Origin of the sequence: Thiocapsa sp. (genome assembly GCF_018399035.1) — a bacterium.
Taxonomy (GTDB): domain Bacteria; phylum Pseudomonadota; class Gammaproteobacteria; order Chromatiales; family Chromatiaceae; genus Thiocapsa.
Genome location: NZ_CP073760.1, coordinates 2,557,099 through 2,569,206, shown reverse-complemented (window position 1 = coordinate 2,569,206; position 12,108 = coordinate 2,557,099). Strand labels below are relative to the sequence as shown.

The window sequence follows — 12,108 nt, the reverse complement described above, 5'->3', positions numbered from 1 at the left end:
GCCGATCCATCAACGAGGTGGCTGCGTCGCTGTCCTCGGTTGTAGCCAGTCGCCGGAGCCGGTTCCGTTGATAAGATCAAAGGCCAACTCGTAGGCATGGCGTGCGCCATCCTCGTCGCCCGCGCGATCAAGCACATCGCCGGCGCGCTCGGCTTGTCCGGAATCGAGCGATGACGTGAAGCTCGACAGGAGATGGTCGGCCATGCGCTGCGCGTCGAGCGGTTTATCGAGCGCAAGGAAGCACTCGGCCGCGTCGAGGAAGAAGGCGAGTGGCTGTGCGCACTGGCGTTCATGCATCTCCTTGTAAAGGCTCAGGGCATCGGCAAAGCGTTTCTCCAGATACAGGGCTTGGGCCGTGGGGTAGATCGCGTCGCAATAGGCAGGCAGGAACTGCATCGACGAGGGTGGACGCTCGCGCGAGGCGATGATCCGATCCTCCGGAATCCATGCCAAGGCGACGACACCCCCGTCAAGCACGCCTGCCCGGCTTTGTAGACCCGGCAACAGGCGTCCATTCGCTTGGTTGTCGAGCGCGGAGAGCGCCTTGGCGATTGCCTCACGGTTGGCGAAACCCTGCCGCTCTAAATGCTCGCCCGCGGCATAGAGCAGCAGCCCCTGGCGCGCACGCATCTCAGCAAGACCACGCTGGGCCTGTTTGATCACCCCCTGCCGGACTGGATCGACGCTCAGCGCGGCCAGGCTATACACCTGCCCGTCGCGGACGACGATCCAGTGTTGTGCGGCGGGGTCGGTTTGCCGACGGGCTTGGAGGGCTCGAACGACCTCGCTTGGAATACCGGAGGCGCCCAGCCAGGTGTCGAGCACCGCGCCGAACGGCGCGGACTGCACGGGCATTGGGCCAACCGACCCCAACAGGAGTATCAGGCCCGCCGAGAACAGCGCCGTCAGGCGCGGGTGCACGCGCGCCCGACGCCTGCCCGAGGTGGTGGCCTCGCGCCCCATCGGGTGACTAAAGGTTACGATCATCGCTGATCTGTCCGGTCGGACCGGGGCCAACCTCGGCGCTCGGCCGCGGGACATCCTCCAGCGTCGGGGCGGTTGATCCAAACCCGGACGCGGGCGCTCCGCCATTGCCGCCAGCTGTCGGGGTCTTGATCAAGCGTGCCTCGGACATCTCCTTGGCTGCCTGAGCCGCCGCATCGCTCGCGGAAGGGACATACACGGCAACCGCATACACCTCGCCGTTATCCGCACTCGCGAAACTCTTACGCACCACGCCCGGGGGCAGAATGCCGCTGCGAATCGACTGATATTGCTCGGTCGAGCGCTGGACATTCAGAAAGGACTCGCGCTTCTGGTCGAAGCGTTGCGCCGAGGGATCGGCTCCGGCGCTGTCGTCGCGCTCGAACTGAGCGATCAGCTTCTGGGTCGAGTTATCCAGCTTCCCCTTCCAGGATGTCTCGTCCCCGATCAGCATCCCGATCAAGGCATCTGCGGCCCGCATCTGGGCAATCTTCTCGGCGTTCAGCCTCTGCTTGGCCTGGAGCATTGCGTTGTCGCTGGTCCGAACCACATCCGAGCCGAAACCGACGAAGGCGATCTCGCCGGTCGCGGGCACCTGAATGAGACGACCACCCACGGGCGGCACCAGTCCATTCTGAATCTCCACCAGCACCTTATTCAGACCATCCTGCATCGTCGCGGCTTCCAGCCCGGTCGGAGTTGGCCGATTGAGCTGCCCTCGCGTCTTTGGCGTGGTGACAAGGGTCACATAGACAGTCCGTGCATCGGTGTTGTCTTCGACTGAATAGACCACGAACCCGCGCAGCAACATCTGCACGGACTGCTCGAGCTGTTCTTCCTGTGTGCTCGCATAGTTGGTTAGATCCGCCTTGGCACTGGTCACGCTCTCCATCTGCTCCAGCACCTGCATACGGCCGGTTGACGACAATCCAGTCAAACTCTCGGCGAGGTGCCGTTTGGCGTCCATGAAGGCCCGGACATAGGCGTCGCGCTTGGCGATCCGCGTTGCGGTCGGATTCTCCATCAACTCGTACCCGCCCATGCCGGTAGCGACCCAACCGATACCGGAACCGAAGCGCACCATCTCGGCGCCGGGCGCACGCCGATTGGCGACGGTGTTGATGGCATCCTGTGCCGTCTCGGCCTGTACAACGGTGCTGCCAGTCGCGGCGTCCTGCACCTCTTGAACCGGCCCCTGCACCTGGGTCAGCGCCTGCTTTTGCTCGACCGTCTCGGCCTGCACGGGGGGCAGGAAATCGTCCGCAGTAAGCGGCTGAGCCGGCAGGGGTGATGCCAGTAGGCATAAGGCGGTTGAGATGGTGAGATAATGCGCAAGCCTTGACATGTTTGATCCTCCGATGATGATTTCCGTTCAATTGTGCGCCGAATACGTTCTCACGCAATATCGGCGCAGACACCGTTCCTCTCTATGCGATCTCTGTTAAGGTTCGCTGCCCCTTAACATCATTGCTCCCACTTGACCTCGATAGAAGCGCTCTTCATTGCACTTAATATATTCGGATCTACGCTAATCGGAACAAGGGTAATGGCCTCGGAGAAAAAACCTTCATTAAAGACATGGACTTCAGGAGAAATAAATAGATGCCTGAGATCACCATGGCCTTCGTGAACTGATGTAGTGAGAATTCGCCTGCCGGTTTCCTGATCATCTAGATCCCTTAAACCCTTTGACCCCAACGCTAAGAGCTCTCCTCCGGAATCAAACAAATTAACTTCAAGGACGCCCGATACTTTTGTATCATCTAAAAAAACTGGAGCCAAAAAGCCCGTAAATTTCCAGGACTGACGATTTGTGCTTGCAAATGTTTGCACGTAGGAAATTGAAAAAGTCCCATATTCTTGGTTGTTGAGCTTCTCATTGAGAGTTCTGAATCCGTCATGCCCGAGTGCATTTTCTGGCCTGCTCAAAGCGCCAACATGCGAAACATCAACTTTTTCGACTGCAATCTGATTGAGCACATCAAGCAGCGTTTTCTCGGCGACCTTGTAGCGATCACGATTGATTGAAAGCTTCACAGGCACCAAGAGTTTGGATTGATCGGTCTCATCCAGTTTCGGTTGCCCCGCGAAGTCAAAATCAAACAACCCCGGACCAATCATCGGTTTGATGGCTTCGGCAAACAAGGCGGCTGCGTCCTGTGTCTGCTGTTGTTCCGTGACGATCGCCGCATGCATGCTGGTGCCGTCGATTTTCGCGGTCGCCTTAAGCATCGGGCTCACTTTTTCCATAAGCGGTTGGCGCAGAACCCGGGCGCGGATCGTGACGTTGAACAGTCCGTCGCTCGCTCCTTCGCTGACCGTGGTGACTTCCTTGATCAGTCCGCGCGAATGCGTGAGGACCTGGTCCTTGATGATCTGGTCGTTTTCGATCAGGGTTTCGGCGTCGACATAGAGACCGAGCGCCTGTTGGATCGCGTTGCTGTAGGCGTTGCGTAGCGCCGCGTCGGCATCGATCCCGATGCCCTGCGCGATGACCTCGACCTGATCGTCCATGTTTGCGGATTTCGCCGTGGTTTGAGCCGGGTTCGGCGTCGGAGCAGGTGTGGAGGTCTGAAGCAGCCGAATTCCGGGTTGCTCCTCGGCCGGCGGCGCACTGGTAATGAGCGCCGGGGTTGTTGCCGATGGGTTGACCTGGACAAGTGGTTGCGGCGATGCGGGCGGCGGCGCCAGGAGCAATCCGAATCCGCTTTCGGACGCGCTTGATGCTGCGCCCACCGTGTCTCCTGCGATCTGATTCTTGGTGGATGCGACCAGGGGTAGATCGAGTGCGGTCCGCGCGGCGACCGCCAGGTTGATGTCATCGCCTTCAATGATGCCGTTCAGGAATTGCAGTGTCTTCTCTCGATTGACCGAGAATCGGTAGGCCAGCGCATAGGATGCGGCGGCAAGGTCGCCACGGTCGGCTTGTGCAAAGGTTTCGGCGAGGGGGACCCAGGTGGCGGTGCGATTCGGCGCGAGGGTTAGGGCATGGCCGAGCGACTTGAGTGCGCACTGCGTGTCGCCGGCACGGACGCATGCCATGCCGAGATTTGCAGCGACCTCGATGTCTCCGGCGTCGGCGGCGTGTGCCTGCCGGAAGTAGCTCACGGCCTGCGAATAGTCGTTCTCCCGGAATCGTTCCAATCCCACGTCGTTGAGGTTGCGCGCCTTCGCGCGATCGCCGCGTGGTGGTTTCGGAATCGTCGAGAGTTGATCCTTGAGTGTGTCGATCTGATCGGCCTGGCCATCGGTGCTCGGCCATTGAGCCGTGACCATCATCTCGTTGAGGATGCCGGCTGCCTGTTGGACATGGGCATCGCTCATCGCCAGCCCGAGGCGAGGTGATAAGAATGACGCCATAATCAATGCGCCGAAGACTCTTCTTTGAATAGGGTGTCTCGACATGGCTCTAATCGCTCTTGCTGAATTTTAGGTGTACTCGATGACGAAATCTACGCGATTATCGAGTCATGTTTCCGGAGATTTCCGCAATGGAGTGATTTTGATTGTCTTCACCTTTTCGATGATTTCATGAGGGATGGTGAAGCTGATTGTAAAGCGATGTTTTAAAGCAGATTTTTGTTCGCCGCCGTATGAAAAATTAATCGATGGGAGTAGCCCGAAGCCTAGGGTAGTGCTTGCTGCGGTAGTGCTTGCCGCGGTGGTTTGCGCCAAGTCGTCATTTCGAATCCAGAGCGTCTTATCTTCATAATCGACCATGTGCCACGTCGTTGTATTTCCGGATTTCTGCGGGCTTACTGAGTATCCGGTAAATCCTACGATCTTTCCTGCGGTTAAAATAAATATACTGCAGATGGAGTTTTCGGCTGCGCTTGGCTCCATTCTGCACGCTTCTATTCGGCCAGTCACCGTTGCGCTACTGGCGCTACTGGATGGCATCGATCCCGGCACGGTGATTGGGATGGATTTGTCAATACTGAAAAGCTCGTTCTGCTCTTGATCGAAGAGTTCAGTGGAAAACGTATAACCCTTGTCCTGCGACGGCGGTTCGGTTCCTTCGAGCAGCGCATCGATAAGGCGCGGGTCAAGATCATAGACGACGCGAGCGAACGGATTTGACGGGTCGAGAAGAATAAAGGAGGACTGGTCGCTTACGATGTAGTCGATATAAACGTTGGCAAGCGAACTGCGCACAGCGACGCCGTCCTCCTTGAGTGCGCGAATCGCATTGATAGCCTCAAGCTCGCGGTAGAACGCCTTTTCCTTTCCCAACGAGATCTGATCCAGCACCCGAGTCATCTCGGGGACATAGTCTTTGTAATAGTGGTCTTCGTTGAAGGCGACCTCGAAGTCCATCACGAAAGTGTCGGGCTCGTCCGGAACTGCCCGCAGTGTACTGACGGCTTGGAGAACAAGGAAATCTTCGGGTTCGAACTTGTGCATGGTCTCGGCGAGCAAAGCAGCGCCGTCCCGTACCTTGCTCTCCTCGCTGTGTGCGAGGGCGTCTTGGCCTTCAAGCCCGTCAAGCGATACATCGTCGCGTGGCTTGAGATCACTCGGCGAGAAGGCGATGACCTGTCCATCGGATGCGACGTATTGAAGACCATCTCTCAAGATGTCGGGGCGCACGGAGACCTTCATCCGAACTCGGTAGACGCCCGCTGCAGCCTGACGATCGTCCGCAGAGAGGATCTCGTAGCCATCCACGACACCACGACTGTGGGCAATGATGCGTTCCGCGACCTCGTTCTGGTCGATCTCGGTCCGAGCCTCGATCATCACGCCCACGGCAAGGCGCACCGCCTCCAACCAAGCCTGGTTCAACGCGGCGGTTCGTGATTCACCAACCCCTTCGACCGTGACGGAAAACCGCTCGCCGTCGATCTGGAGGTTGGGATGGAAAGGGCTTTGATCTTGGGGCGCGGAAGGCCGTACTTCGGCGGACGATCGAGGTGACGGGGTCGGAGCCTCGGAAGCTGCGGCTTCCGAGCCGTTGCCCGGGATATAGAGTGCGAGTCGACCGGAATCTACTGTCGGTGCTGCCCAAGCGAGTAGGGCCAGTGTGCAGAACGTGACGCGTTTCATGCGTTCTATCTCCCTGAACAGGCAATTTTTTATCGTTTTTTAAGTGGCCGCACCTCGATATCGACATCCGATGCGACCGGTGGTCGTGGAGTCGCTGATCGAAGGGATCCACCTCAAGACGACGACAAGGATAGAGTGGGTCCGCCGGAAATTATATGAGCGAGGTCACGGTTCTGGGGCTGGGCGGCCGGTTTGCAGGGGCTCAATTCGGAGTTTACGGACCGCCGGGATGCATGGCGAGGATCGGTTGAGCGGCAGACCGGGGGTGATCCGGATCGGAGTAAGGCGGAAGTTCAGAGACCTCCGCGTTCCGAATGGGGCTTCGTTGTTCGGTGGCAATGTGTCCCTGACGATCGTTATCGGGTCTGCTATTGCGCCGAGCCTGCGTGACCGGTGGACTGAAGATGCTTCCGCAACGCGCGCGCGGTCGGAAGGTCGCCGGCCTGCGCGACCGTCTCCGGCGTGCCTGCGGCGACGACCCGACCGCCGCCATCGCCCGCCTCCGGCCCCAAATCGATGATCCAGTCGGCCTCGGCCATGAGGTCGAGGTTGTGCTCGATCACCAGGACCGAGTGACCGGCATCGACCAGACGGTGCAGGACGCCGAGCAGGCGTTCGACGTCGGCCATGTGCAGGCCGACGGTCGGCTCGTCGAGGACGTAGAGCGTCGGGCGGGCGTGGCGTTGGGTCTTGATCGATTCGGGCCCCTGTCTCTGCCCCGGCGTCGCCCCTGATGTCGATCTGGCCTTGGTCAGCTCGGTGACCAGCTTGATGCGCTGGGCCTCGCCGCCCGAGAGCGTGGGGCTTGGCTGACCGAGCTGCAGGTAGCCGAGTCCGACATCCCGCAGCAGGGCGAGCGGGTGGTGAATGGCGCGGTGTGCGTGAAAGACATCCACCGCCTCGTCGACGCTCAGGCGCAGCACCTGGCCGATATCGTGTCCTTGATAGCGCACCTCGCGGGTCTCGCGGTCGAAACGGCTGCCGCCGCAGACCTCGCAGGTCATGCGGACATCCGGCAGGAAACTCATCTCCAGCTTCTGAACCCCCTGGCCCTCGCAGGCGCTGCAACGCCCGCCGCTGGTGTTGAAGGAGAAGCGTGCCGGTCCCCAGCCGAGGATGCGAGCCTCCGAGGTGGCGGCGAAGAGGCGGCGGATCGGATCCCAGAAACCGACATAGGTGGCGGGACAGGAACGTGGCGTCTTGCCGATCGGGGTCTGGTCGACCTCCAAGGCGCGCGCGATGCCCTGCCACCCGGTCAGGCGTTTGCAGCCGATCAGGGTGCCTTTGCCGGGGCGCGCCGCTGTCTTGCCCTCCTGCGCGAGCAGGTTGCGCAGGCTCTTGACCAGGACCTCGCGCACCAGTGTCGACTTGCCCGAGCCCGAGACGCCGGTGATGCAGACCAGCCGGGCGAGCGGGATGCGGACCTCGATATCCTGCAGGTTGTGGCGTCGAGCACCCGAGATCAGGATCCCGTCGTCGCCCTTGCCGGTCGCGCGGACCGGCCGCGAGCGCCCCCGCGTACGGGCGAGAGCGCGCCCGGTGACGGAGGCCGGGTTCTGCATCAGCTCCAGTGCGGTGCCGCGGGCAATGATCTCGCCGCCGCGCGTGCCGGCGCCCGGCCCCAGGTCGATGACCTCGTCGGCGCGGCGGATGGTCTCCTCGTCGTGCTCGACCACCAGGATGGTGTTGCCTTTGGCCTGGAGCCGATCGAGCCCGTTCAGGAGCAAGCGGTTGTCGCGCGGATGCAGGCCGATGGTGGGCTCGTCCAGGATGTAGCAGACACCGCGCAGGTTGGAGCCGAGCTGGGCGGCCAGGCGGATGCGCTGCGCCTCGCCGCCCGAAAGGGTGGGCGCGGCCCGATCCAGGGTCAGATAGCCGAGTCCGACCTCGGCGAGAAAGGCGAGTCGCTCGCGCACCTCGGCGAGCAGGTCGTGGGCGATGGCGGTCTCGCGCGTATCCAGGTGCAGACCGGCAACGAAGGCTCTGGCCTGCTCCACGGTCAGGGCCGAGAGATCCGCGATCGAGCGATCGCGAAAACGCACCGCGAGTGCCTGCGGGTTGAGGCGTGCGCCGTGACAGCTCGGACAGGGATGTGACGCGACCGCGTCGGTCTCCTGCCATTGATCCTCTTCGCCCGACTGCTCTCCGTCGAAGCCGCGAAGCTCCAGTCCGGTGCCGAAACAGTCCCCGCACCAGCCCTGCTTCGAGTTGAAGCTGAAGAGCCGCGGGTCGGGCTCGGGCAGGGCCATCCCGCAGCTCGGGCAGGCGCGTCGGGTCGAGTAGGGCGTCTCGGCGCCCCAGGTCCCGTCGACGACCTCCACCACGCGGAGCGCGCCCTTGCCGAGATCAAGGGCCTGATCCAGGAGTGCGCGCAACGCCGTCTCCTGCTCGGGCCGGATCGCGATCTCCCCGACCGGCAGGTCGATGCTGTGCTCGCGATAGCGGTCGAGCCGCGGCCAGTCGCGTGTCTCGATCGGCTCGCCGTCGACGCGCAGGACGAACCAGCCGTGGCGCACGGCCCAGTCGGCCAGCTCCTTGTAGATGCCTTTGCGGGCGATCACCAAGGGGGCCATGAGTGCGACGGCTTTGTCCCCGTGATCACGTTGAATCCGCTCCAGAATGGCGTCCCGGCTCATCGGCTCGATGGGTACGGCGCAGGTCGGGCAGGTCTGGATCCCGAGCCGGACGTAGAGCAGACGCAGATAGTGGTGGATCTCGGTCAGGGTGCCGACCGTGCTCTTGGCCCCGCCGCGACTGGTGCGCTGCTCGATGGCGACGGTGGGCGGGATGCCGAGCACGGCATCGACATCCGGCCGCGCGGCAGGCTGGACGAATTGGCGGGCGTAGGCGTTCAGCGACTCCAAGAAGCGACGCTGGCCCTCGGCAAAGAGGATGTCGAAGGCGAGGGTGCTCTTGCCGCTGCCCGAGACGCCGGTGATGACGGTAAAGCGATCGCGCGCGATCGTGAGGGACAGATCCTTGAGGTTGTGCTCGCGGGCATGGATGATCTGGATCCCCGCCGGGATCGGGGCGGCCGGCGTGGAATCTGTTGCCACGGAAGGACACGGAAGACACGGAAAAGGGCTGTCTTCCACCGACCCGACCAGAATCGACGACTCTCCCGAAAACGCTTCTTCGTTCCGTGTCGTTCCGTGTCCTTCCGTGGCAAACGCGATTCGGGCATTCAGACCGCGCAGATGCTCGGCCAAGGCCCGCCCCGTATGGCTCGTCGGATGCGCCGCAACCTGCTCGGGCGTGCCGCAGCAGACCAGATCGCCACCGGCCTCGCCACCCTCGGGTCCCAGGTCGATGAGCCAATCCGCGGCGCCGATCAGGTCGAGATTGTGCTCGATGACGAGGAGCGAATGCCCCTTGTCGAGCAGCCGTCGGAAGGCGTTCAGCAGGACCGCAACATCGGCGAAATGCAGCCCGGTGGTCGGCTCGTCGAGCAGAAAGAGCATGCCGCCGTCGCGGGCCTTGCCCCGGCCCGATTTGGCGAGCTGGCCGGCAAGCTTGAGCCGCTGGGCCTCGCCGCCCGAGAGTGTCGGCACCGGCTGGCCGAGTCGCAGATAGCCGAGCCCGACCGCGAGCAAGGGCTCGAGTGCGCGCTTGAGATCGGCGTCATCGGCGAAGCAGGCGAGTGCCTCGGTCGCCGTCATCTCCAGCACGTCGGCGATCGAGCGTCCGGGCTCGCCGGGCCGGGCGACGATCTCGACCTCCAGCACCGGCGCGCGATAACGCCGGCCGTTGCAGTCCGGACAGCGCAGATAGACATCGGCGAGGAACTGCATCTCCAGATGCTCGTAGCCGTTGCCGCCGCAGGTCGGGCAGCGTCCGGTGCCGCTGTTGAAGCTGAAGGTGCCGGCGGTGTAGCCGCGCTCCTTGGCGAGCGGCTGGGCGGCAAAGCGTTTACGTAGCACATCGAGCGCGCCGACATAGCTCGCCGGGTTCGAGCGCGAGGTCCGGCCGATGCTCGATTGATCGAGCAGCACGACATCGGCGATCAGGCTGTCCCCCTCGATCCCGGCGTGCTCGCCCGGCGGCTCGTCGGGATGGCCCTTGAGCTGGCAGAGTGCGTTGTAGATGACTTCCTGCACCAGGGTCGACTTGCCGGATCCCGAGACGCCCGTGATCACCACGAGGCGGTGCAGCGGGATCTCGACATCGATCCCCTTGAGGTTGTGGGCGCGGGCGCCGCGGATGTAGATTCGCGGGCCGTCGGGCGTCGGGGGATTGGCCGGGTGGCCGGCGGCGACCTGTCGCCGGCCGGCCAGATAGTCGCCGGTGAGCGATCCGGGGGTGCGGATCAGCTCCGCCGGTGGCCCCTCGAAGAGGATGCGTCCGCCTTGCTCGCCCGGTCCGGGGCCGATGTCGATGATCCGATCGGCGGCCCACATGACCTGCGGGTCGTGCTCCACGACCACCAGCGAGTTGCCCTGGTCGCGCAGGCGTCGCAGGATGGCCACGATGCGATCCATGTCGCGCGGATGCAGGCCGATGCTGGGCTCGTCCAGCACGAAGAGCGCGTTGACCAGCGTGCTGCCGAGCGCGGTGGTCAGGTTGATGCGCTGCACCTCGCCGCCCGAGAGGGTGCGCGACTGGCGGTCCAGGGTGAGATAGCCGAGCCCGACCTCGCAGAGATAGCGCAAGCGCGAGCGGATGCCCTCGATCAGCAGATCCAGCGCCGGATCCAGCGGCAGCGCGTCGCAGAAGTCGCGGCAGGCGCTCAAGGGCAGGCGCATCAGGTCATGGATGCAGAGGCCGGGGAGGGCCTGCCAGCTCGCCTCGTCCATCCCGATGCGCCCGTGCCGGAAGCGGCGCTCTGGTGCCAGCGCCCGATCCGCGAGCGCCTTGTCCCCGACCCGCCAATCCAGTGCCTCGTCCGTCAGTCTGGCCCCGTCGCAGGCGGTGCAGACGTCGTAGGCGCGGTAGCGCGAGAGCAGCACACGCACATGCATCTTGTAGCTGCGCCCTTCGAGCCAGGCGAAGAAGCGGCGCAAGCCGTACCAGACGCCGGCCTCCCACTCGCCGTCCCCCTCGATGATCCAGGCGCGATCGGCATCCGTGAGGTCGCGCCAGGGCAGATCGGTCGGGATGCCGCGACGGTGCGCGAAGCCCATCAGGTCTTCCTGGATCTCCGAGTAGCTGTCGGACTGGATGGGCTTGATCGCGCCCTCAAGCAGTGATTTGGACGGATCCGGGACGACCAGCGACCAGTCGATCCCGATGGTGCGCCCGAAACCCCGACAGGTCGGACAGGCGCCGACGGGCGAGTTGAAGGAGAAGCGGCTCGGCGTCGGATCCGCGTAGGCGATGTCGCAGTCGGCACAATGCAGATCGGCCGAGAAGCGCCAGGGTGGGCCGGGCTGCCGATCGGCATCGAGCGGATAGACCCGGATGCGCCCGTGACCGCGGGCCAGCGCGGTCTCCAGCGCCTCGATCGCGCGGCCGCGGTGCTCGGCGGTCGGACGCAGCCGGTCCTGGATCACCTCGACGGCGGTCGCGTCCTCCGAGAGGATCCGGACATAGCCCTGCTGGGCGAGCAATATCTTGACCGCCTCGACATCCAGCGAGGCCGGCACCGGCACGCCGAAGGCGATCGAAACGCTCCGGTCGGCGGCCTCCGGCAAGGCGACCAGGTCTTCCCAAATGCCCTCGGGCGTGTCGCGCTGGACCTCTCGACCGCACCCGCGGCAGAAGAGCCGGGCGGTGCGTGCAAAGAGGAGCTTTAGATGGTCGTTCAGCTCCGTCATGGTGCCGACGGTGGAGCGCGAGGTCCGCACCGGATTGGTCTGGTCGATGGCGATCGCGGGCGGGATGCCCTCGATGCGGTCGGCCACCGGGCGGTCCATCCGATCGAGGAACTGGCGCGCGTAGGGCGAGAAGGTCTCGACATAGCGCCGCTGTCCCTCGGCATAGAGTGTGTCGAAGGCGAGCGAGGACTTGCCGGAGCCCGAGACGCCGGTCACGACGATCAGCGCGTTGAGCGGCAGGTCGAGATCGATGTCCTTGAGGTTGTTCTGGCGCACCCCGCGCAAACGGATCAGCTCCGGTTGCCGGCTCCGCTCTGGCATTGGT

The 12,108-nt window shown here is 63.4% G+C and carries 5 protein-coding genes; all 5 read right to left on the bottom strand.

What is annotated here, in order from left to right; all coding sequences use genetic code 11:
* Positions 1-9: 9 nt before the first annotated feature.
* The 5 genes from KFB96_RS11590 to uvrA all read right to left on the bottom strand — a co-directional run bounded on the left by KFB96_RS11590 (position 10) and on the right by uvrA (position 12,104).
* Complete coding sequence (locus tag KFB96_RS11590) at positions 10-987, bottom strand: hypothetical protein (RefSeq protein WP_213461481.1); 978 nt, start codon at positions 985-987, stop codon at positions 10-12.
* Positions 971-2,329: a hypothetical protein gene (locus KFB96_RS11585; protein ID WP_213461479.1), complete on the bottom strand. Its 1,359-nt coding sequence runs from the start codon at positions 2,327-2,329 to the stop codon at positions 971-973. Before KFB96_RS11585 ends, KFB96_RS11590 begins: the two co-directional genes overlap by 17 nt.
* A 119-nt stretch (positions 2,330-2,448) precedes the next feature.
* Complete coding sequence (locus KFB96_RS11580) at positions 2,449-4,389, bottom strand: hypothetical protein (RefSeq protein WP_213461477.1); 1,941 nt, start codon at positions 4,387-4,389, stop codon at positions 2,449-2,451.
* Positions 4,390-4,452: 63 nt separating this feature from the next.
* The gene (locus KFB96_RS11575) at positions 4,453-6,030 is read right to left on the bottom strand and encodes a hypothetical protein (protein ID WP_213461476.1); all 1,578 of its coding nucleotides are present in this window, start codon (positions 6,028-6,030) and stop codon (positions 4,453-4,455) included.
* A gap of 368 nt (positions 6,031-6,398) precedes the next feature.
* A complete protein-coding gene (gene uvrA, locus KFB96_RS11570; RefSeq protein WP_213461474.1) occupies positions 6,399-12,104 on the bottom strand; it encodes an excinuclease ABC subunit UvrA in 5,706 nt (1,901 codons plus the stop codon).
* Between the last annotated feature and the right edge of the window lie 4 nt (positions 12,105-12,108).